This is a genomic window from Ruania rhizosphaerae, assembly GCF_009805705.1.
GTDB lineage: Bacteria > Actinomycetota > Actinomycetes > Actinomycetales > Beutenbergiaceae > Ruania > Ruania rhizosphaerae.
Window position 1 is genome coordinate 213697 of record NZ_VSMB01000005.1, and the last position, 22261, is coordinate 235957.

The following is a 22261-nucleotide window of genomic DNA, read 5'->3' on the forward strand; positions in this document are numbered from 1 at the left end:
GACGAAGACAGGAGCGCAACAACGTGATCGAAGTGGATGTCTGGGCAGACGTGCGATGCCCGTGGTGCTGGATCGGACTACGTCGCCTCCAGCGAGTCAAGGCCACGATCGAGGAATCTGTGCGAGTGCGTCGGCGCAGTCTTCTGCTGGAGCCGCACGGCCCTGTGAGCCCAGGCCGGCCGACCGCGCAGGTCGCGAGGAGCGAGTGGGGGATGTCCGCGAGTCAGTGGGAAGCCAGGAGTCGACACATCCGGTCCGCGGGCGAGAGTGAGGGACTGCGACTCAACGTCGACGATGCCCCGATGTTCGACTCCAACCCGCTGCACCGGCTGCTCAAACTCGCAGATGAGGCGAGGAGTGGCGATGTGGAGGCCGTGTGGGAGGACGCATACGCGACACATTTCGAGCGCAACGAGAACCTGGGTGACCCCGCAGTTCTTCGCGCACTGGCGTCGCGGTGGGCACTGGACGAATCCGAGGTTCACCGCACGCTGACCGGCGAGCGATTCGCTGCGGAGGTCTCCGGCGATGTGAACACAGCCCGTCTGCTCTCGGTCACCTCCGTGCCGACGGTAGTCGCCTCGAACGGGCGACGTGTCTCGGGCAACGCGTCCGTGGATGAGATCGCCCAGTTCCTCCTCGCCGCTGGTCCGGCTCGATGAGCGCGACGATGCGGGCTGCGGCCATCGATGCCGTCGGCCCGCCCGACGAACTGCGTGTGCGCGAGCTCGAGCGCCCGGCCGTGCCAGATGACGGAATCCTCGTCCGCGTGGTGGCCGCCGGCGTCCAGGTGACCGACGCGGCCATCCGCGCAGGGTGGACACCGCCGGGGGCGGTGATCCGATTCCCGCAGATCCTCGGCAACGAGTTCTCCGGTGTCATCGAACAGACCGGAGCGGAGGTGGACGGGTTCGTGCACGGTGATGAGGTGGCGGGCTTCAACACCCTCGGGTGCTACGCAGAGTACGTCGCGGTGCCGGCCTCGCAGGTCGTCGCCAAACCGACGTCCGTGCCCTGGCAGGCCGCTGGCGCTCTCTCGGCATCGGGGCAGACGGCGCATACCGCCTTCGAGGACCTCGCGGTGCAGGGAGACGACGTGGTGCTGGTGCACGGCGCCGCAGGCGGTGTCGGCTCGGCGTTCACCCAGCTCGCCGTTCACGCCGGTGCCACGGTGATCGGCACCGCCAGCGAGTCCAATCATGACTACCTGCGAGCCTTGGGGGCGATTCCGCTCGAGTACGGTCCCGGGCAGGCAGCGCGGATCCGGGCCGTGAGCCCTCGCGTGGATGTGGCATTCGACGCGGCTGGGCACGAGAACCTGCGTACCGCCGTCGAGCTCGTCGCCGACCGCGACCGGATCGCCACCATCGTCGACATGCCGCTCGCACAAGATCTGGGCTGCCGCATCGTGAGGAGCCGACGCTCCGCGAGCCGGTTGGCGGACCTCATGGACCGACTCGCGAACGGCCACCTCGGCGTCCATATCCGACGGAGCTACCGGCTTGAGGAGGTCCCTGACGCTCACCGGGACGTGGAAACAGGGCATGGGCGCGGCAAGATCGTGCTCGACATCGGCGAGGCGCCATGACCGCCGGTGCACGACTCGCGCGAGAGTCGCTGTGGACACCGTCGACCTGGCCGTTCATCACCAGCGTGCTGGCGTTGATGACGTTCATCGCGTTCGAGGCCTTCGCCGTCACCACCGTCCTTCCGGTGGCGATGACCGAGCTCGGCGGACCGCAGTGGTACTCGCTCGCCTACGCCGCCACCATGACCGCTGCGCTGGTCGGGATGGTGACCGGCGGGAACTGGGCTGACCATGCCGGCCCGCGCGCGCCATTGAGAGTCGGAGGGACCCTCTTCTTGGCGGGCCTCGCGCTCTGCGTCGTAGCACTCGATGCGACGACGTTCATCATCGGGCGGCTCATGCAAGGCGTCGGTGGTGGGATCGACTCCGTCATCCTGTACGTCCTGATCGCGCGTCGCATACCCGAGGGCCCCCGCCCGCGCATGTTCGGGCTCCTCACGGCGGCATGGCTCATCCCCTCGATGGCGGGCCCGGTGCTCGCCGGCGCACTCACGGAACTGATGAGCTGGCGCACAGTGTTCGCGCTCATCCTCGTCGGCGCCGCGATCTCCCTGCTCCTGCTGCTGTTCGTGACGCGGAGTCCGGTGCCCCGGATCCGGGCGTCGGCGCGGGAGGTCGTCGGCCGCAAGGGCGCCCTGTCCCTCGTGGCTGCCCTGCTGCTCGTATCCCTTCATGTCGGCGGACAACTCGGGTCGCCGATCTCGGCCATGGTGGTCCTGCCCGCCGTGATCGCGCTGGCTGTGACGGCACGGAGCATCCTGCCCCCAGGCACGCTGCTGCTGCGCGGAGTCCCGCAGCGCCTCGTCGCGCTCCGGGCCATCCTCGGCGCCACGGTCACCGCCACCAACGTCTACCTCACCCTCTACCTCCAGAGCGAGCGCGGATACCCACCCACCACCGCAGGGCTCGTGATCGCTGTCGGCGCGTTCGGCTGGGCGCTGGGCGCTTGGCTGCAGGGACGATTCTCCAGCGGACACCGGACCCACCGACGCCTGGTCTTCCTCGCCACCGGGCTCGTGGCGGCTGGTCCCGTCGGCGCCCTGCTCCATGTGGTGACCGAATCCCCCGTCTGGACGGTCGTCGCGGGGTGTATCTCCATGGGCGTCGGGATGGGTATCGCCTACCCGCGGCTGTCCAGCGCCACCCTCGCCCTGGTGGAGACCTCGCAGCATGGTGCCTACAGCTCGGCCCTGCAAGCGGGCGAGAGCATGAGCGTAGGTGCCACCACCGCACTGGCGGCCGTGGTCCTGGCCACCGCCGTGTCCGCCGACGTCTCCTTCGCGCTGGTCAATGCCATCCTGATCGGGCTCGCCGTCGCGGGGCTCGCCGTCGCGTCGTTGACCGGGTCGCAACCGCGGCGCCCGGTCACTCCTGCGTGAGCTGCCCCGCCGGTCGTGGGTGACCGGCAGGTTCACCGACGCGCCTGCTGCAGTGCCGGCCCTGGTGCGCTCACCGGGGGAGAGGACGTTCCCCGGCCATGACGCCGCATCACAGGTTCTGGGCGCCCGTGTGGGCCTTCCGGGACGAGCGGAATCAGGCCACCGAGGTCGCGCCAGGCGCCGTTGCTGGCGGTCTGGGGTGAGGGGGATGAGATCTTCGGACCCGATGGCGCTCGTGCGTTCAGTGCCGATCTGCCTCCGCTCGCCTCTCGGTGGGCGTGCGAGGACGTGATGTCGCGGTCACTCGTCTCCTCGGGCGAGCACGCCCGAGATGAGCAGTTGGACGAGCGTGGCGGCCTCGTAGCGGGTGTCGTTTGCCGCGCCGATGCAGAGATTCCCGATCCCTTTGAGGACGTTGTACGCATCGACGTGCGAGACCGCGTGGCGTGACTCGAGCGCTGCCTCGAGGAGTGAGCCGCAGACCGGGACGAGGCGGTCGACGAAGTAGGTGTGCAGCGCATCGGCCTCGGCGCCATCTCCATGCAGTGCGCCGGCGAGCCCGTGCTTGGTGACCAGGAAATCCGCGAACAGCGCGACCCATTCCCGCAGGGCCGCCTCGGGCGTGGAGCTTTGCGCGAGTAGTTGTGGGCCGGCGTCTGCGCATGCTTCGACCTGGTGCCGGTAGACCGCGACGACGAGCTCCGCACGTGTGGGAAAGTGGCGGTAGATCGTTCCCACGCCGACGCCGGCCCTCGCGGCGATCTCCCGTACCGGAGCGTCGACCCCGGACCTCACGAACACCGCTGCCGCTGCGTCGAGCAGGGCCTGCTTGCTCTGACGCGGACGACCCACCGACCTGGCCGGTGCATCCCGCTGCTCGCTCCGTGCCTCAGTCATGAGCTCCTCCTCGCATACCCGACGCGGCACCCTTGCATTACGGAGCGGTGTTCCGTAATGTTTTGGAACGGCGCTCCGAAAACCAGTATGGCAGAGCGACACCACCTACGAAGGGAACTCGCATGGCCTCACCAATCGTGGACGCACTGGACGGCATCGTGGGCACCGGTGCTCCGGTCGTCTCCGTCGCTCCCATCGAACTGTCCGCCCCGGGCCGTCCGGTCCCGCTGGAGGTGCGTGTGTCTGCCCCGGCAACCGGCACCAATCTCCCCGTCGTGCTCTTCTCCCACGGCAACGGGTGGAACCTGGACGGGTACGCACCGCTCACGGCGTTCTGGGCCTCCCGCGGATTCGTGGTGATCCAGCCCACACACCTGGACTCACGCCGGAACGGGTTCGGGTTCGACCACCCGATCTTCCCGACCATCTGGACCGAGCGGATCGCGGATCTCACCCGCATCCTCGACCAACTCGACGTCATGGAGTCCGCTGTGCCCGGCCTTGCCGGCCGCATCGACCGCACCCGCGTCGCCGCTGCCGGTCACTCCTGGGGCGGGCACACCGCCCAGACACTCCTCGGTGCACGGATAGTCGATGACGCCGGCCACGCCGGCGAGGACATGTCCGATCGCCGCATCACCGCCGGCATCCTGTTCGCCGCCACCGGCCTCGGCGGCGACCACCTGCACCCGTTCGCCCAGGCCAACTTCCCCTTCATGCACCCTTCGTTCCAGCAACTGACCACACCGACACTCGTCGTCGCCGGCGACCGCGATCAGTCCGCGATGTCCAGCCGCGGACCGGACTGGTTCACCGACGCCTACACCCACAGCCCCGGCGCCACCGACCTCCTCACCTTCTACGGCGCCGAGCATGCTCTCGGAGGGATCGTCGGATACGAAGTCGCCGAGACGACCGACGAGAACCCGGAGCGAGTCGCCGTCATCCAGCGGATGAGCACCGCCTATCTGCGGACCGCTCTCCACGTCGATGCGAACAGCTGGCCCGCCGCCCGCGCCGCGTTCAGCGACAGCCTCGATCCGATCGGGCGCCTCGACAGTAGGTGAGCGGCAGCGGTCCATGAGACGACGACGTGACGTCTCATGCACGGGGACGGAACCGGTGACTCAGTCCTCGGTGAGCCGCCCCGCCTCCAGGTGCCAGCGCCGCGTCGAGCGCACGGTCGTGAGCATCCGCCGGTCGTGGGTGACCAGCAGGACCGTGCCGGCGAAGCTCTCCACGGCCTGCTCGACCTGCTCGATCGCGGGCAGGTCGAGGTGGTTCGTCGGCTCGTCCAGCACCAGCAGATTCACACCACGCGCCTGCAGCAGTGCCAGCCCGGCCCGGGTGCGCTCACCGGGGGAGAGGGCGTTCCCTGGCCGTGACGCCGCATCGCCTCCGAGGGCGAACTTCGCCAGCAGCGTGCGGACTTCTGCCTCGGGCCAGTCGGGTACCTGAGCCGCGAACGCGTCCGCCAGCGGCGCCGGGTTGTCGAACAGCCCGCGCGCCTGGTCGACCTCCCCGACCGCCACCGACGCGCCCAGCGAGGCGCGCCCCGCATCCGGGGCCAGGCGCCCCAGCAGCAGTGCCAGCAGCGTGCTCTTACCCGATCCGTTCGCCCCGGTGATCACGATCCTGTCCCCGGCGATGACCTGCGCCGAGACCGGTCCGAGCGTGAACTCCCCGCGCTGCACCACCGCTTCATCCAGGGTGGCCACGACCGAGCCCGAGCGTGGCGCCGCCGCGATCGACATCTGCAGCACCCACTCCTTGCGGGGCTCGCGCACCTCATCCAGGCGCTCCAGTGCCCGTTCGGACTGGCCGACCTTCGCGGCCTGCTTCTCCGTGCGTGCCACGGCCCGGTGCAGGATGTGCTTGTCACCGTCGGTGGCCTTCTTGCGGGCGTTGCGCACGCCCTTGTCCACCCATTCCTTCTGCGTCTGGATCCGCGAGCGCAGACCGGCCGCCTGGTCGGCGTAGGCCTCGTATTCGTCCCGGGCGCGCTGCCGCGCCAGCTCCCGCTCAGCCAGGTAGGCCTCGTACCCACCCCGGTACACGCTCACCTGCTGTTGCGCCCGGTCCAGCTCCACGATGTCGGTCACCGTCCGTGCCAGGAACTCCCGGTCGTGGCTGACGATCACCAGCGCCGCCCGTGTCTGTGCCACGAAGCGTTCGAGCCGGTCCAGCCCGTCCAGGTCCAGATCGTTCGTGGGCTCGTCGAGCAGCAGCAGGTCGTAGCGCTGCAGCAGCAGCACCGCCAGGCCCACGCGCGCCGCCTGCCCGCCGGAGAGGGTCGTCATCGGCGCGTCCAGGCTTGCGTTCAGGCCCAGATCATTCACGACGGCGGGGGTCCGGTCGGCCAGGTCCGCTCCGCCCAGAGCCAGCCATTTCTCCAGGGCGACGGCGTAGGTGTCCGCTGCTGCGCCGTCGTCGGGGTGCGTAGCCATCGCCTCGGCGGCGGCGTCCATCACCCGGGTGGCCTCGGCCACCCCGGTGCGCCGGTCCAGGAAATCTCGCACGCTCTCGCCCTGAACCCGTTCGGTTTCCTGCGCCAGCAGGCCCACACCCGCATGCGGTGGGGTGAGCGTGAGGGATCCGGTGACCTCCGCCGTCGTGGGTGAACCTGCGAGCACGGAGAGCAGGGTGGACTTACCCGCCCCGTTCGCCCCGACCAGGCCCCAGACGTCGCCCGGGGCAATCGTGAACGTGAGATCGTCGAAGAGCTGGCGGGCACCGAAGGCCGCCCCCAGCCGCGAGACGTGCAGGGTGGCGGACATGCCGGTCAGCCTAGGGTGATCGCACGGGAGATCCCAGCGATTTTGCCGATCTCAGACGTGGCGGAACTGCGTGTGCGGTGCTGAGTGCTCGTGGAAGAGCAGGCTCATGAGCTCACCACGGGAGCTCGTGCCCGTCTTCGCCCGGATCGACTTCAGGTGATCGCGCACGGTGTGCTCGGAGATGAACAGGCGGGTGGCGATCTGCCCGGACGTGCGGCCCTGCATCAACTCGGCCAGCACCTCCTGCTCACGTTCGGTGAGGCCGTACGCACTCACCACCAGGGGCATCACCTCGGTGGGCCGGGAGGGCTGGATCAGCAGGACGATGCCGCACAACTCTCCGGTCCGGTCGAGCGTGTAGTCGCCCCGCAGGGTCAGCCAGCGCCCGGAGCGGCCACGGAGTCGGGTCACGGGGCGCCGGGTGTGGGGCCGGTGCGCCGCCCGCGCCCGCGTGAGGGTGGCGACCATGTAGGCCTCGCCCGGGAGGCGAGCAGTGTCACCTGCCGGTATGGGATGCGCCCAGCACTCGTCGAGCAGGCGGTCGGCGTGCGGTGTCATCGACACCACGTGTCCGTCGGGATCGAGCGTGACCACGCCGGGAACCCAGTCCTCATCGTCTCCTCGCCAGGGTGCGCCGAGAGTGTGCTGCAACGCGATGGCCACCCGATCACGCAGCCGGTCGACCCAGTGCAGTGCCTCGTCGTCGAAGTCCGCCTCCCCCTGGCTGCGCAGGAAGTGGGCCACGCCCCAGCAGGATCCGCCGGCGGAGAAGGTGGTCCGCAACTCCGGTCCGAAACCTTGCGGCCGGTTCAGGTGACGGTGGCGCGGGCTCAGGTCAGGGCACCCTTGAGTGGCGCGGTCGAGGGTGGTGGCCGGGGAACCGGTGCGGTGCAGTTCGGCGAACTTGTTGACGTCGTCCTCGAGGAACTCGTTGTGCATCCACGGCGCACACATCGACTCCGGCAGGTTCTCGATCACGGCAGCGGTGGAGAGGACCGTGGAGTCGGGGTCGGTGGCGCTGAGCAGCATCCCGGACAGCCCCAGCGCGTCGTCGAACGGTTCTCGCAGCCCGTCCACCAGTTCCGCGGTGGTGCTGGCATCGGCACACGCCTCCTGGATCCGGCGCTCGGCAGCCACCAGTCGCCGCCGGTGGCCGGTGGCGACGGAACTGTCGCGGAGCAGCATGCCCGAAATCGTCCTCCCGCCCTTCCTGTGCGTCAAGGTTCACGCCTGGATATCCCTCGAATGAGGGGGTGGTGGCGGGCGCGGTGCGCCCGACCGGGGGATGGTGGCGACCGGTCGGCCGGGCGCAGGCTCGAACCCTGGCGGGGGACGCCGTCGCCGACCGGAAGAGCACGAGGGAGGACGCCGTGACCATCACCACCAGCCTGGATGATCTCGCAGCCATCTGCGAGGGGAGGGTGCTGCAAGCCGGCGACGACGGATACGACGAGGTATGTGCGTGCTGGAACCTCGCCTGGACGCATCGCCCCGCTGTCGTGGTGCAGGCGGCTGGCGAGGCCGATGTCGTGTACGCCGTACGCCACGCCGCGGCCCGGGGGTGGGCTGTGGCCGTGCAGACCACCGGGCACGGAGTGACGGTCCCCGCCGATGAGCACAGCCTGCTGTTGGTGACCGGAGCGCTTGACCGGGTGCGCATCGACCCGGTCTCCCGGACCGCCGCGATCGGCGGTGGGATCACCTGGACGTCGGTTCTCGCCGCAGCACAGGAGCAGCAACTGGCGCCACTGCTCGGTTCCGCCCCGCACGTCGGCGCGGTGGGCTACAGCCTCGGTGGCGGGTTCGGGTGGCTGGCCCGTGCGTACGGGCTTGCCGTCGACAGCATCCGTTCGTTGCGGGTGGTGCTGGCCGACGGGCGGGTGATCACCACCTCGCCACAAGACGAGCCGGAGTTGTTCTGGGCCATGTGCGGTACTACCGGCAGCGCCCTCGGGGTGGTGGTGGAGATGACGGTGGCGCTACATCCGGTGGACCAGGTGTACGGCGGTGACCTCTTCTATGCGCTGCCGGACGCTCGGGAGGTGTTCGAGTTCTACGGCGACTGGATCAACCGGGCGCCGTCCGAACTGACCAGCGCCTTCAACATCACCGCCTTCCCACCGCTGGAGATGGTGCCCGAACCGTTGCGCGGGCAGACGTTCGCGATCGTTCGCGGGTGCTTCGCAGGAGAGATGGAGGCCGGGCGAGAACTCGTCGACCAGTGGCGGTCCTGGCGGACACCGCTGATGGACACCTGGGCTCCGATGCCGTTCTCACAGGTGGCCCAGATCTCCATGGATCCGGTGGATCCGGTGCCCGCCGCCTCGAGCGGCCGCTGGCTCGCGACTCTGGGCCCGCAGGTGCCCGAGGTGATGCTGGAGGCGATCGCTGGACCCTCACCGATGCTCTTCGCCGAGGTCCGCCACGCCGGCGGGGCGATCCGCCGGGACAACCCGGCCGTGAGCTTCGCCGCCAGGGACGCGAGGTACTGCCTGGAGCTGGTCGGGATGATCCCCTCGGCCGAGGCGGACGCCGAGCTCGAGCGCCGCTTCGAACACGCGTGGCGGCGATTGGCGCCCCACCTCTCAGACCTGTGCGGATATCTCAACTTCGCCGAGGGCACCGAGCGCGTGCAACTAGCAGCCCGCGCGTTTCCGGCCGAGACTCAGGCGCGGCTCGCGGCGGCTAAACGCCGCTACGACCCCGACGACGTCTTCCGGCACTCCATCTCCCTCACCGCGCCCGTGCGGTGAGGGGAACGAACACCAGGAAAGGAACCCAGATGCACACGTCACGATCGATCATGCCGGCGGTTGCCGCCGTCACCACAGCCGCAGCACTGGCCGTCCTGGGGGCGGCGCCGGTGAACGCGGAACCACCGCATGCGACTCCTCCAGGGCCGAGCGCCGGCAACGGTCAGGCCGAGCTGGCACAGGTGCGTGCCGCGACCGCTGCGTATCACGACCTGGAGGCGGCCATCGCCGACGGGTACATCCGTGCTTCCGAGTGCGTGCCGAACATGGGGTACCACTACCAGCGCAGCATCGCGACCACTGCTGCGGACCTCGATCCCCTCGCACCGGAGATCCTCGTCTACGCACCGCAGGCCGGCGGAGGCATGCGGCTGGTCGCCGTCGAATACGCAGCGTGGGATCCCGCGGCCGCCCTGTTCGGAGTCCCCTTCGATGCTCCGCACCCGGCCGGTGGCCCGCCGTTCCACACGTTGCACGCGTGGATCTGGCAGGCGAACCCTGACGGGATGTTCGACCCGACGAACCCGAACGTCAGTTGCCGGTGAGCGGAGGTGGCGTGCCCGGGCCTGGTCCAGTCCCGGGCCGTCGCCGCTGCCGGATCAGCACTGCGCTCCCGCCGGCGATCAGCGCGATCGCACCGATCGCCACCACAATCAGCCCGGCACCGGTGAGCGTGGCCCACCCGGCACGGTCGGCGGCGGTCTGCGCGAGCGTGCGGGCGCCGTCGAGCTCACCGGCCGTGAGCGCCTGGACGGCCGCCGCGGCTGTTGGGCCCACCCGCAGCATCGCCGCGCCGAGCGCGGAAACAGGGTCGCGCTCGGCTGCTGCGGTCTGGCGGCTCTGCGCCACCTCCGTGATCGCATCGGCGGCCACCGGCAGGCTCGTCGCGAGGGCGGCGTAGTCCCCGCTCGACTCGGCCTGCTCGTAGTCTTCGAGGATCTGGTCCGGTACAGCCAGGCCGGTCCGATCGACAGCTTCCTGCACGGCGAGCGCCTGCTCGGCCACCGGCGTCAGCGCCGCCATGGATTCCCGCGCCGCAACGAAGTCCCAGTCAGTCATCTCGGTACGCAGCCCGAACGGCGCCTGCCAGTGGCCGTGATCGAGGGCCGCGTACTGCGCCCGGGCCTCGGCGCGGGCGTCCAGATCAGCTGCCTGTTCGGAGGCCACGACCCACGTCCGGAACGCCGGTTCCGCGTCCAGCCCGCCACGCTCGGCAGCAAGATCCAGGAAACGACGCCAATCCACGGCGCCGCGATTGTCCTGCGACCCTGGTTCCTCGTAGCCGCTCTCACCGGCATAGGCCGCCGAGACCACGGCGGTGAACGTCGCATCGTCTGCGTCGGAGAAGACGTCCTGGATCGCCGCGGCGGAGGCCGGGTAGCCGTAGGAGTCGGTGTCGGTCTGTTGATGGGCGCCGCTCCACTCCAGCAACGGCAACGCATGGTCGCCGTCCCGGTCCGGTCTCGGCCTGCGTTGGCCCTCCCCACCGAGGCGCTCGATGGTGCGGTGCGCCGTCTCCTCCGTCAGACCCTCCTGCAACCAACGCCCGCTGAACTGCGGGGGAGCGAACCAGGCGTGTCCGAGCTCGTGGTAGAGCGTGACCTCGTCGAGGTCCTCGCCCACGACGATCTCATCGCCCCACCCGTCGAACCAGGCGTACCCGATCACGAGCGGGGAGACGTCCTCCCGCACGGTGCGTACCTCGGCCGGCCACGGGCTGCCCACCAGTTCCTCGAGCACCGGCATCCCCGTCTCGATCCGCTCGACGGCGAAGTCGCGCCACACCTCGTCCCCAGGCAGGCTCTGCACGTCGAGCGCCACCACGCCACCGATCGGGACCTCCACGGTCTCGGACTGGTCCGGATCGCGCAGCGAGATCGGGGTCCACACACCCCAGTCGTCGATGTACTCCTCGGTCCGGTAGATCCGGTTCCGGCCCTGCAACTCGGAGTCGAGCTCGGTGGCCGAGTGCAGCTCCAGCGTGCTGGGTGCCACCACCTCCACGCTCACCGAACCCTCGTCGCCGATCGCCTGAGCCACGAACACGGCGTAGCCGGGGCCCACCCGGGTGACCTCCTCCGATCGCAGCGGCGCCCCAGTGATCGTGTAGGTCCACTCGATCGTGCGACTCTGCCCGTACCGCAGCGGTGGGAACGACGCGCGGGCCCAGTGGTGGGTGGGATCGGCCTCGTCCGCCGTGATCCGGACCGTGAGTGCCGTTCCGCCGCTGACGGCCTGCACATCCGTGGCGCTGGCAGGTACGCCGATGCCATAGTCGGTCCAGTAGTAGTACTGCGCTCCCTGGTCCGGGGTGACGTTCGTGATCGTGGTGGTCACTTCGGCGGTGAGCGCACCGTCCTCGCCGACGACGTAGCGTGCGTGGGTCTCCTCGGTGAGCCCCTCGGCGGCGTGTGCCGTGGGCTGGTCGGGCAGGCCCACCAGGAGGAACACCAAGGCGAGGACGGCGCATGCCCGCCCTGCCATGGCTCGTGCTTGTGAAGTGCGTGGTCTCGTCACGTCAAGCTCCGTCGTCGGCCCCCAGGGAGCGGCCCGCAGACCGCACGCAGCACCCTAGCGGGCCCGCCGCTGTGATGGGTGGAGAAGTATTGACGCAGCGGCGCGAGGGTCAGCGCAACGGGGTGGCGTGCTCGGGTACCTGCTCACCCTCGCGCACCGGTCCCGGCGGTGTGCCGTCGCCGAAGGGGCGGCCGCCGAGTTGCTCCCGGTGGTGCGGCTCCAGCCAGTTCGCCAGATCCGGGCCCTTCGGGACGATGCCGTTCGGGTTCACGTCGGTGTGCACTACGTAGTAGTGCTCCTTGATCTGGGCGAAGTCGATCGTGTCGCCGAATCCTGGCGTGGTGAACAGATCGCGCGCGTAGGCCCACAGCACCGGCATCTCGCTGAGCTTGGACCGGTTGCACTTGAAGTGCCCGTGATAGACGGCGTCGAACCGGGCGAGCGTGGTGAACAGCCGCACGTCGGCCTCGGTGATCGTGTCCCCGACGAGGTAGCGCTGGGTCGCCAGGCGCTCGGAGAGCCAGTCGAGGCGGGAAAACAGCTGGTCGTAGGCCTGTTCGTAGGCCTCCTGCGACCCGGCGAAGCCGCACCGGTAGACGCCGTTGTTGACGTCCCGGTAGACGAGGCCGGCGACCTCATGGATCTCATCGCGCAGGTGCTCCGGGTACAGGTCCGGGGCGCCGTCGCGGTGGTGAGCGGTCCACTGGGTGGAGAAGTCGAGGGTGATCTGCGGGTAGTCATTGGTCACCACGGCCCCGCTGGGCACGTCCACGATCGCGGGCACAGTGATCCCGCGCGGATAGTTCGGGGTGCGGGCGAAGTAGGCCTGTTGCAGCCGCTCGATGCCGAGCACCGGGTCCACCCCGCCCGGGTCGAGGTCGAAGGTCCAGGAACGGGCGTCGTGCGTGGGGCCGCACAGGCCCATCGAGATCGCGTCCTCGAGTCCCAGCAGGCGGCGCACGATGATCGCCCGGTTCGCCCACGGGCAGGCGCGCGCGGCGATCAGCCGGTAGCGCCCGGGTTCGACCGGGTAGCCGTCCTTGCCGTCGGTGGTGATCCGGGTTTCGATGTAGCGGGTGTCCCGGGTGTACTCCTTGCCCGGCTCCACGTAGGTGCCCTGCTCGTCAGCCATGAGCCCAGCGTACGAGGTCGTGCGCGCAGGCGGGAGTGCCGGGCGGGAAGGCTAGGCGCAGCGGGTAGCCCCACCCGCCGAAGTGCAGATATGGTGAGCCTTACCTAACTTCCCGCGTCGTCGGGATTCTCCGACTGAAGGTGAGCGCCATGAGCAACATCACCGTGACCCACGCAGACTCCGGCCTCATCCAGGTGGAGGTGCTGCGCCGGGAGCGGATCACCCCGCACATGACCAGGGTGACGTTCACCGGAGCGGCGCTGGCCGACTTCGACTACCAGGGTTTCGACCAGTGGTTCCGCCTGGCCATCGGCGTTCACGACGATGATCGCTTCGACAATCTGCCCAGGAGGTTCGGCATCGGCGGCTACCTCAAGTACCTCGCGTTGCCGAAAGGCACCCGCCCGGTCATCCGTAGCTACACGGTGCGTGCGTTCCGGCCGGGCTCCCTGGAGCTGGACGTCGACTTCCTCGTGCACGGCACCGAGGGCATCGCCGGGCCGTGGGCCGCCGGTGCCGACCCCGGGACTCAGGCCGCCTTCATCGACCAGGGCTGCGGTTGGAAGCCGGTACCAGCCGACTGGACCCTGCTCGTGGCCGACGAGAGCGGCCTGCCCGCCGTCGCCGGCGTCCTGCGGGACATGCCCCGCGACGCCGTCGGGCACGCGCTGATCGAGCTCTACGACGCCGCTGATCGGCAGCAGCTCGATGCCCCGCCCGGGATGCAGGTGCACTGGCTCGAACGCGACCCGGCCACGGATCCCGGGACCGTGCTGCTGCCGGTACTGGCCGGCTTGGACCTTCCCGCCGGCGAGGTCTATGCGTTCGCCGTCGGAGAATCCGCGGTCGCCACCGGGGCCCGGCGTCACCTCGTGCGCGAGCGCGGTGTGCCGAAACAGAACGTCACGTTCGCCGGCTACTGGAAGGTGGGGCGAGCCGCCGGCTGAGGGTGCCTCCCCGGCGGGGGCCAACGAGGTGATGGTGCACCGGTGGAGTCACTCTCACGTCCGGCGACGAAGTAGCGTGGGAGCGCCGTCGTTCCCTCTTCGCACTCCGGAGTTCCCACCGTGCCCCTGCCGCTCGTTCCCCTGCCCCGTCACGTCCAGCTCCACGACGGCAGAGCAGCCGTTGCCCTGGACGGTGCTGTTCTCGTAGCACCCGCGGGTGTGGCCGGACATGCGTCCGGCATGCTCGGGCTGCCACTCGCCGAGGAGACGGATCTCGACGAGGCGAGCTGCGCCGTCGTGCTCTCGGTGAAGCCGGGGGAGGGGGAGGAATACACGCTCCGTGCGGCGCACGGGCGTGTCGAGGTGAGCGGTGCGGAACGGGGAGTGCTGCGCGGGCTCGCCACCCTGGTGCAGCTGCGCGACCTCGACCTGCCGAACGCTCCGGCCGGGGCGATACCCGCGGTGGAGATCGCCGACGGTCCGCGGTTCGGCTACCGCGGGCTCATGGTCGACATCGCCCGTCACTTCTTCGGCGTTCCCGTGCTGGAACGTGTGATCGACCTGATGGCGCTGTACCAGCTGAACGTGTTGCACCTGCACCTCACCGATGACCAGGGGTGGCGGATCGAGGTCCCGGGCCGGCCCGAGCTGACGGACATCTCCGGAGCCACGGCGGTCGGTGGCGCCCCAGGCGGGTTCCTCACCAGCGACGACTACTCCCACCTGGTGCGCTATGCCGGGCAGCGGGGCATCGACGTGGTGCCTGAGATCGACATGCCCGGTCACACCAATGCCGCGATGCACGCGATCGGAGAGCTCACCGAGACCGGGCAGCCGACCCCGGTCGATACGGGCATCGAGGTCGGCAACTCGATGCTCCGCCTCAGCAACCCGGCAGTCGCACCGTTCCTGGCCGAGGTGTTCGGTCATGTCGCCGCGCTCACGCCTGGCCGGTTCCTGCACGTGGGAGGGGATGAGGTGCTGAAGATGGACAGTGCGGAATACGCCGGCTTCATCGAGCTGCTCACCCGCGTGGTGGCCGAGACCGGCAAGTCACCGATGCTGTGGGGTGAGGCCGCCGTGGCCGGGCTGCCCGGCGATGCACTGATCCAGCTGTGGGACTCCACCAAGGATCCGGCGCCGATCGTGGCCGCCGCAGAGAAGGGCGCGACGGTGGTGCTCAGCCCGGGCAGCCGCGTCTACCTCGACATGCAGTACCACGAGGACTATCCGCTCGGACTGCACTGGGCCGGCTACGTGGAGACCCGCGACGCCTACGAGTGGGACCCGCTCGAGTACGCACCCGACCTGCCCGCCGATGCTGTGGTGGGAGTGGAAGCGGCGATCTGGACCGAGACTCTCGTCACCGAGGACGAGCTGTACACCATGCTGCTGCCGCGCCTGGCGGCCGCTGCCGAGGTGGCGTGGACCGCGCAGGGGGACCGGGACTTCGACGACTTTGCTTCCCGGGTGCGGGCACAGGCACAGCTGTGGCGTGAGCGGGGTCTTGCCTTCCACCCGAGTCCGGAGGTGTTCGGGTGACGAGGTGTGGGTGGCGACGGTGAGACGTCGGCGAGGGATCGTGCACGGACCGGGCAGCCTTGTTAGCGTTGCCACGTGACTGATATCGAGATTCCTGACCTGTCCCTGCGCGACGGTACGACGATTCCCCAGCTGGGCTTCGGCGTCTGGCAGGTACCCGACGATGAGGCTCAGGTGGCCACCGAGGAGGCAATCCGGGTCGGCTACCGGTTGATCGACACCGCCGCCATCTACGGCAACGAGTCCGGTGTGGGCCGGGCGATCGCCGCCTCCGGTGTGAGCCGGGACGAGCTGTACATCACCACCAAGTTGTGGAACGGCGAGCAGGGCTATGACTCGACCCTGCGGGCCTTCGACGTCTCGATGGACAAGCTCGGCCTGGACGTGCTCGACCTGTACCTGATCCACTGGCCTTGCCCGAAGGCCGACAAGTACACCGACACCTGGAAGGCGTTCGTCGAGCTGAAGAACTCCGGCCGCGTGCGCTCGATCGGTGTGTCGAACTTCCACGCCCCGCACCTGGAGAAGATCATCGAGGCCACCGGAGAGGTGCCGGTGCTCAACCAGGTGGAGTTGCACCCCTATCTGCAGCAAGGTGCGCTGCGGGAGGTCAACGCATCCCACCAGATCGCCACCGAGGCATGGTCCCCGCTCGGGTCCGGGCACGGACTGCTGGAGGATTCCGTGCTGGCCTCGATCGCACAGGCGCACCAGGCCACCCCGGCGCAGGTGGTGCTCGCCTGGCACCTGCAGCTGGGCAACGTGGTGATCCCCAAGTCGGTGACCCCCTCGCGCATCGCGGAGAACTTCGCCTCCGCCGCCCTGACTCTCACCGACGACGAGATGACCGCGATCGCGGGAATCGACGCCGGCACCCGCTACGGCGGTGACCCGGACACGTCCAACTTCGGCCTGGAGTAGGCCACGGACACGGCTGTCGGCCAGGTCGGCAGCTACGCACGGCGCCGTCGCAGTTCGCCTGTGGCGGCGCCGTCGTCGTTCCTCCCGCCGGTGACCGACCGATTCCTCACCGGGGGTGAAGTTGACGTCGATTATCCGCGCATAACCGACGTCAACTTCACCCCCGGTGGTTGGTGGGCGGTGGGGTGGTGGACGGTGGGTTGGTGGGCGGTGGGTCGCCCGTCAGGCTCGTGGCGTGCGTGCCCCCGTCAACATCAACCCAAGCACCGTCATGATCGTCAGCGCGCACCCCACGATCGCCACCGGCGCCTGCCAACCGCCGGTGAGCGTGTGCATCCCTCCGACCAGCGTCGGGGCCACGGCAGCCATCGAGTAGCCCACCGACTGCACTGTGGCCGAGGCCTTGCGCGCCCGGTGCACCGAGGTGAAGCGGCGAGCGATCAGCGTGAACACCAGCACGAAGTTGGCCCCCTGCGCCGCACCGGCCAGGCTCACCCCCACCATCCATGCCTCCGGGACCAGCAGCAGGGAGGCCGGCAGGCACAGCCATGCCACGGCGATCCCGACGAAGCTCGCCCGCAGGCCCGCGTACCGGATGCCCACCGACGCCCCGAGGCTGCCCAGTACGGCGAACCCCTGGAACAGCGATGCGGCCGCTCCTGACGAGGCGCTCGACACCCCCGCCAGGTCCGAGAGGATCAGCGGCAACCACGCCGTCAGTCCGTAGTAGCTGGAGGCCTGCATCCCGAACATCGCGCAGAGCGCCCAGGTGTACTTCTCCTTCAACACGCTCCGCTTCCCGACGGCGTCGCTCGGCCCCGGTGTCTCGTCCCGCCCGGGCGGGGTGGTCGCTTCGGCGGTCGGTGTTCCCTCCGCGGGGGTGCGCGTGTTGCCCCGATCTGTCGCCTGGTTGGCGGGCGGGCCGACAGATCGCGGCAACGCGTCTGGTGGCCACTCCTCCGGTGCCCGACCCTCCGGCGGTACGACCCGCCACCACCATGCGATCGCGAGAATCGCCAGCAGCCCCCAACTGAGCAGCGCCCACCGCCAGCCGAGGCTGAGGGCGAGGGACGCCGTCAGGGCAGTCGAGACCATGGTGCCGGCGTTGATGGTGGCCGTGTATATCCCGGTGACCGTGCTGACCCGGCTCCGGAACGACCGCTGCGTGATCGCCGGTACGGCCACGTTCGCCGTGGTGATACCCAGCCCGATGAGCACCGTGCCCGCGAATGCGGCGGCCGCACCACCCAGGTCGGCCGACCGCACGCCCGTCCCGGCCAGGATGAGCAGCAGCGCCAGCAGCACCCCGGACCGCAGAGAGATCCTGCCCAGCAGCGCAGCAGCGGCCGGTGTGGTGAGCGCGAAGCAGAGCACCGGGATTCCGGTGAGCAACCCGGCAGCTGCGGCGGTGAGGTGAAGCTCGTCCGAGACCTGCGTGACCACCGGAGGCAACGCCGTCAGCGGGGTCCGGAGGTTGAGTGCGGCGAGCAGGATCGCCACCAGCAGCACGCCACTGCTGCCGAGCGCCGCGTGCAGGCGGCGCATCAGACCCAGCTCGGCAGGAGGATGTGCAACCGCCAGAACCAGTACGGAACCCACTGGTTGGACCAGACCGGCCAGTAGAACGCTCCCACCACGACGGCGAGGATCACGATCGCGGCGGCCGTCCAGATCCCCGGGCGGCGCTCGCGCAACGGCAGCTCGCGTGAGCCGAGCAGCGCACCGATCGCGAATGTCAGTGTCAGGGCAACGAACGGGACCAGCGCGACGGTGTAGAAAGTGAAGATCGTCCGGTGGGCGTAGGCGAACCACGGCAGGTAGGTGGCGGCGTAGCCGGCGAGGATCGCCCAGGCGCGCCAGTCACCCCGGCGCAGCGCGGCCCACAGCACCAGTAGCAGCGCCAGTGCGGCCCCCCACCACACGATCGGGTTGCCGACCGAGGTGATCGCACCGACGCAGCGCTCGGCGCCGCACAGGTCCATCGACGTGGCGTCCTCGACGTCACGCCAGGCGAAGGAGGTCGGTCGCCACTGGATCAGCCACCCGGCCGGGTGCGACATGTAGGTGTGCTCGGAGACCAGGCCGTTGTGGAAGTCCCACATCTTCAGGTGGTACTCCCACCATGAGTTGAGCCAGTCCGGCATCCAAGTGCGCTGCGGCGCCTGCGCAGCAGCGTTCACCTCGGTGGCCCACTGCCGGTTGTAGGAGTTCGGATTCAGCCACCACGGCAGCCACGTCAGCACGTAGACGGCGGCGGACGTGGGAACGAAGGCGAAGAACGAGGGGATGCCGTCGCGGAGCGCGCCGCCGCCGAACCACAGCGGTGCACCCACGGCGCGGCGGGCCGTGACCGACCAGGCGACCACGACGATCCCGAAGACGGCGACGGCGTAGATCCCCGACCACTTCACCCCGCACGCCAGACCCAGGCACACGGCAGCGACCAGCAGCCACCAGCGCATGCCCACACGCGGTCCCCACGGGTCGCGGAACCTGCCGTGGGTGGCCAGTTCAGTAGCGGCACGGGCAGCGAGTCTTCGTCGATACTGCTCGCGATCCAGCAGTACGGCGCCGAACGCGGCCAGGATCCAGAACTGCAGAAAGATGTCCAGGATCGCGACCCGCGACATGGTGATGTGGACGCCGTCGACCGCCAGGAACAGGGCGGCCGTGCAGCCGAGCAGTGCCGAGGAGAACAGGCGCCGGCCGATCCGGGCCAGCAGCAACACCGAGAGGGTGCCAATCACGGCGGCACTGATCCGCCACCCCCAGGGCGTCTCCGCTCCGAGGAAGCGCATGCCGAACGCGATCATCCACTTGCCCACGCTGGGATGGACGACGTAGTCGGCTTCGGTGCGCAGGTCGGAGAAGTCCCCGGCGGCGAAGTTCTCGTCCGGTTCCTCGTTCCAGTCGCCCTCGTAGCCGAGGGTGAGCAACGAGTACGCCTGCTTGACGTAGTAGGTCTCGTCGAAGACCAACCGGGCGGGGCGCTCCAGGTGCACCAAGCGCAGGACGGCGGCGACGGCGGTGACCAGCAGGGCACCGATCCAGCCCCAGAGGCGGGAACCGGTGGCAGGATTCAGGAGCCGGCCGGTGAGGGACTGCTCGATCTCGGTGGTCGATCGTCCGGTGACGTCGACCTGGCGCGGGTGCCACCAGCGGCGGCTGACGCGGGGCTCGGGCGTATCGGGCGGGGTAGCGGCTGATACGGCCTGCGGGGGTGCGTCCGGCGCAGCATCTGGCGCGCGCTCGGGACTCACCTACCTGAGTCTAGGTGGTTCGGTGGTCGCTGGCCGTTGTGGTGTCACGTGTGGTGGATGCGGAACGGGTCGACGATGGCGACGCCACGGATCGTCGAACCCGTGCTGAGATCTTCAGTCCAGAGTTCGCGGGCACTCACCGATGCGGCACTCTCCACGATCAGGGAATCGAAGATCGACAGAGAGTGTTCCGTGGCGGTGTGCGCGGCGCGGGCGACCAGTGCCTCGTCAGTGGAGACGACGGGGTAGTGGATCGATTCGATCGCCCGTGCCGCGTCGAGACGTGAGACGCGCAGTTTCCGGGTCAACACAGCATGTAACTCGATGAGGACCTGCGTGCTGATGTACGCCGGAACGTCCAGGTTCAGCAGGAGTTCGCGCGCTGCAACCTGCTTGTCCGTCTCATCGTCGTCGAAGAGGTAGGCGAGGATATTCGTGTCAAGGAAGACGCTCATCGGGCCGGGTACCGGTTGAGGCGCTCGACGTACAGATCCTCACGGCTCCATCGCCTGTTCTCGGACCGGCCACCGATCGACCGCGCGACCTCGATCAAGTCCGCGGTCCCTTCTCGCTGGCGGGCGATCGCATCGTCGGCATCGGCGTACCTGCGCAACTGCGAAGCCAGGAAAGCGTTCACTGACTCGCCGCGTTCGATCGCTCGGATTCTTGCGCGCTTGAGTGTGTCCGCGTCGACGGTGATGGTCACATTCGCCATAGGTCCAGCATACGCCCGCAACCGTGTAGCACCGAAGTCGTGTAGCACGGAAGTCTGCACGGTGGCCGAGTTCCTCGACCGCTACCTGCACTACCTGTGCTACCGGCGCTACCTGTGCTACCGGCGAACGCGATAGCGCAGGTAGACCACCTGCGAGGCGAACGTGCGGGACTCGACGAGCTCGAGGTCGACCCGCCGCTGGTGGTGCGGGAAGTACGGGGTGCCGCCGCCGGCCAATACGGGGTGAACACGAGGCTGGTACTCGTCGATCAGGTCGAGCGCGGCCGCCTCATGGGCGAGGGTGGAGCCGCCGATCGCGATGGTGCCCGCGCCTGGTTCGGCCCGTAGCCGCTCGATCTCCTCCGCCAGGCCTGAGCCCAACCGCGCGTTCCCCTGGACCGAGGTGAATGTAGTGGAAAAGACAACCTTCGGGATCTGCTTCCACAGCACCGCGAACTCCCGCTCGAGCGGACTCAGTGCCGGATCGGTGTCCGCAGTCTCCCAGTACAGCATCGTCTCGTACAGCCGCCGCCCCATCAGGTGCGTGCTCACGTCGCGGATCTGGTCGGTGCAGAAGGTGAAGACCTCCTCATCCGGTTCCGACCAGTCGAATCTGCCGTCCGGCCCGATGGTGTAGCCATCCAGAGACATGCCCAGCGAGTACGTCACGTGGCGCATCGATCCGCCCTCCTCGTTGATGCGATCGACCCAAGCATTGTCCCGCAGATGCCCACGTTCTGCGAGGCCCCTGGAGGTAGACGATGTTCGACCTGACGGACATCGGAGTCAATGTCAGATCTCCGCGGACACGGACCGCTCAGTCCAGCTTGAGGAGACGAGCCGCGCCTTCGTCGCCACCATCATCGACGCAGCCCACGCCCGCTGTCGCGCACCGACAGCACAACTCGACGAGATGCCGGTGCCGTGACGCGCACGTGAGTCTCCCGGCTCCACGATGCGGCACACTGGCAGGCGTGCCGACCGAGATCCGCCCCGGAACGATCGTCCTCGCCGCGACCCCGATCGGTGATCCCGACGATGCCTCGGTGCGGCTGCGCGGTCTGCTCGCCACCGCCGACCTGATCGCCGCGGAGGACACCCGGCGGCTGCGGGCGCTCGCGGCCCGCCTCGAGGTGACCATCGGCGGCCGGGTGGTCAGCTACCACGAGCACAACGAGGCCGGCCGCGGCGAGCAGTTGGTGCAGGCTGCACAGGACGGGCAGATCGTGCTCGTCGTCACCGACGCCGGCATGCCCGCCGTCTCCGACCCGGGCTACCGCGTGGTGCGTGCCGCCGCCGAGGCGGGTGTTCCCGTGACGGCGGCCCCCGGTCCGAGTGCCACGCTCACCGCGATCGCGCTCTCCGGCCTGCCCAGCGACCGGTTCTGTTTCGAAGGCTTCCTGCCCCGCAAGGCGGGGGACCGGGAACGCATGCTCACCGCCCTCGTCACCGAGCAGCGCACCATGGTCTTCTTCGAGTCCCCGCACCGGATCGAGGCCACCCTGACGGCGATGGCCCAGGTTTTCGGGGACACTCGCCAAGCCGCGGCGTGTCGGGAGCTGACCAAGACCTACGAGGAGGTCCGCCGCGGCACGCTCGCCGACCTGGCCGGGTGGGCCGGGGGTGAGATGCGCGGCGAGTTCACCGTGGTGGTGGCCGGTGCTGCACCCGAGGTGAGTCGACCGGAAGACTACGTGGCCGCCGTCCTGGAACGGGTGGCGAGCGGAGAACGACTGAAAGAGGCGGCGGCCGCAGTTGCCCATGCGACCGGAGTGAGTAAACGGGAGTTGTACGAGGCTGCATTGCGGGCGCGCTGAGTGTTGCCGGGACGTC

Annotated in this window: 20 protein-coding genes; 10 read left to right on the top strand and 10 right to left on the bottom strand. The window is 69.2% G+C overall.

All coding sequences use genetic code 11. The annotated features are described in order from the left end of the window. Nucleotides 1–32 precede the first annotated feature (32 nt). Genes FV560_RS09815 through FV560_RS09825 form a run of 3 tightly spaced genes read left to right on the top strand, consistent with a single transcriptional unit; the run spans nt 33 to nt 2967 of the window. A complete protein-coding gene (locus FV560_RS09815) occupies nt 33–662 on the top strand; it encodes a DsbA family oxidoreductase (RefSeq protein ID WP_275401897.1) in 630 nt (209 codons plus the stop codon). Next, nucleotides 659–1588, top strand: coding sequence for an NADP-dependent oxidoreductase (locus FV560_RS09820; protein WP_235020039.1), 930 nt, complete (start codon nt 659–661; stop codon nt 1586–1588). The genes FV560_RS09815 and FV560_RS09820 overlap by 4 nt, the downstream gene beginning before the upstream one ends. After that, the gene (locus FV560_RS09825) at nt 1585–2967 is read left to right on the top strand and encodes an MFS transporter (protein ID WP_159621348.1); all 1383 of its coding nucleotides are present in this window, start codon (nt 1585–1587) and stop codon (nt 2965–2967) included. The genes FV560_RS09820 and FV560_RS09825 overlap by 4 nt, the downstream gene beginning before the upstream one ends. 300 nt (nt 2968–3267) lie before the next feature. Here FV560_RS09825 and FV560_RS09830 read toward each other — a convergent pair whose 3' ends face one another. Next, nucleotides 3268–3864, bottom strand: a complete 597-nt coding sequence (locus FV560_RS09830; protein ID WP_159621349.1) for a TetR/AcrR family transcriptional regulator — start codon at nt 3862–3864, stop codon at nt 3268–3270. A gap of 122 nt (nt 3865–3986) precedes the next feature. Between FV560_RS09830 and FV560_RS09835 the strand changes: the two genes are divergently transcribed. Next, nucleotides 3987–4931, top strand: coding sequence for an alpha/beta hydrolase family protein (locus FV560_RS09835; protein ID WP_159621350.1), 945 nt, complete (start codon nt 3987–3989; stop codon nt 4929–4931). Nucleotides 4932–4991: 60 nt separating this feature from the next. Here the strand turns inward: FV560_RS09835 and FV560_RS09840 are convergent, their stop codons facing one another. Continuing rightward, nucleotides 4992–6641, bottom strand: coding sequence for an ABC-F family ATP-binding cassette domain-containing protein (locus tag FV560_RS09840; protein ID WP_159621351.1), 1650 nt, complete (start codon nt 6639–6641; stop codon nt 4992–4994). A gap of 51 nt (nt 6642–6692) precedes the next feature. Then, nucleotides 6693–7826, bottom strand: a complete 1134-nt coding sequence (locus FV560_RS09845) for a helix-turn-helix transcriptional regulator (protein ID WP_159621352.1) — start codon at nt 7824–7826, stop codon at nt 6693–6695. Between the two features lie 185 nt (nt 7827–8011). Here FV560_RS09845 and FV560_RS09850 point away from each other — a divergent pair, with 185 nt between their 5' ends. Further along, on the top strand, nt 8012–9394 hold the full coding sequence (locus tag FV560_RS09850; protein ID WP_159621353.1) for an FAD-binding oxidoreductase: 1383 nt from the start codon (nt 8012–8014) through the stop codon (nt 9392–9394). Between the two features lie 29 nt (nt 9395–9423). After that, entirely contained in the window at nt 9424–9939 is a 516-nt protein-coding gene (locus FV560_RS09855) for a hypothetical protein (protein ID WP_159621354.1), read from the top strand. On the opposite strand, the gene FV560_RS09860 is transcribed toward FV560_RS09855, so the two are convergent. Both FV560_RS09860 and FV560_RS09865 read right to left on the bottom strand, forming a co-directional pair. Then, the gene (locus FV560_RS09860; RefSeq protein ID WP_159621355.1) at nt 9926–11911 is read right to left on the bottom strand and encodes a hypothetical protein; all 1986 of its coding nucleotides are present in this window, start codon (nt 11909–11911) and stop codon (nt 9926–9928) included. The genes FV560_RS09855 and FV560_RS09860 overlap by 14 nt on opposite strands. A gap of 109 nt (nt 11912–12020) precedes the next feature. Continuing rightward, nucleotides 12021–13043: a glutathione S-transferase family protein gene (locus tag FV560_RS09865; protein WP_159621356.1), complete on the bottom strand. Its 1023-nt coding sequence runs from the start codon at nt 13041–13043 to the stop codon at nt 12021–12023. Nucleotides 13044–13192: 149 nt separating this feature from the next. Between FV560_RS09865 and FV560_RS09870 the strand changes: the two genes are divergently transcribed. The 3 genes from FV560_RS09870 (at nt 13193) to FV560_RS09880 (ending at nt 16453) form a co-directional block, all read left to right on the top strand. Continuing rightward, nucleotides 13193–13990: a siderophore-interacting protein gene (locus FV560_RS09870; RefSeq protein WP_159621357.1), complete on the top strand. Its 798-nt coding sequence runs from the start codon at nt 13193–13195 to the stop codon at nt 13988–13990. A gap of 120 nt (nt 13991–14110) precedes the next feature. Continuing rightward, nucleotides 14111–15532 carry a family 20 glycosylhydrolase gene (locus FV560_RS09875; RefSeq protein ID WP_159621358.1) on the top strand — a complete coding sequence of 474 codons (1422 nt, stop codon included), beginning with the start codon at nt 14111–14113 and terminating at the stop codon, nt 15530–15532. Between the two features lie 75 nt (nt 15533–15607). Further along, nucleotides 15608–16453, top strand: coding sequence for an aldo/keto reductase (locus FV560_RS09880; protein WP_235020040.1), 846 nt, complete (start codon nt 15608–15610; stop codon nt 16451–16453). A gap of 222 nt (nt 16454–16675) precedes the next feature. Here the strand turns inward: FV560_RS09880 and FV560_RS09885 are convergent, their stop codons facing one another. From FV560_RS09885 to FV560_RS09905, 5 genes are all read right to left on the bottom strand, one after another. Next, entirely contained in the window at nt 16676–17998 is a 1323-nt protein-coding gene (locus FV560_RS09885; RefSeq protein WP_159621359.1) for an MFS transporter, read from the bottom strand. Continuing rightward, on the bottom strand, nt 17998–19713 hold the full coding sequence (locus tag FV560_RS09890; RefSeq protein ID WP_159621360.1) for a dolichyl-phosphate-mannose--protein mannosyltransferase: 1716 nt from the start codon (nt 19711–19713) through the stop codon (nt 17998–18000). The genes FV560_RS09885 and FV560_RS09890 overlap by 1 nt, the downstream gene beginning before the upstream one ends. A gap of 44 nt (nt 19714–19757) precedes the next feature. Beyond that, the gene (locus FV560_RS09895) at nt 19758–20168 is read right to left on the bottom strand and encodes a PIN domain-containing protein (RefSeq protein ID WP_159621361.1); all 411 of its coding nucleotides are present in this window, start codon (nt 20166–20168) and stop codon (nt 19758–19760) included. Then, on the bottom strand, nt 20165–20428 hold the full coding sequence (locus FV560_RS09900) for a hypothetical protein (RefSeq protein WP_159621362.1): 264 nt from the start codon (nt 20426–20428) through the stop codon (nt 20165–20167). The genes FV560_RS09895 and FV560_RS09900 overlap by 4 nt, the downstream gene beginning before the upstream one ends. A gap of 117 nt (nt 20429–20545) precedes the next feature. Beyond that, nucleotides 20546–21106 carry a dihydrofolate reductase family protein gene (locus tag FV560_RS09905; protein WP_159621363.1) on the bottom strand — a complete coding sequence of 187 codons (561 nt, stop codon included), beginning with the start codon at nt 21104–21106 and terminating at the stop codon, nt 20546–20548. Nucleotides 21107–21402: 296 nt separating this feature from the next. Between FV560_RS09905 and rsmI the strand changes: the two genes are divergently transcribed. Beyond that, entirely contained in the window at nt 21403–22245 is an 843-nt protein-coding gene (gene rsmI / locus FV560_RS09910; protein WP_235020041.1) for a 16S rRNA (cytidine(1402)-2'-O)-methyltransferase, read from the top strand. Nucleotides 22246–22261 lie beyond the last annotated feature (16 nt).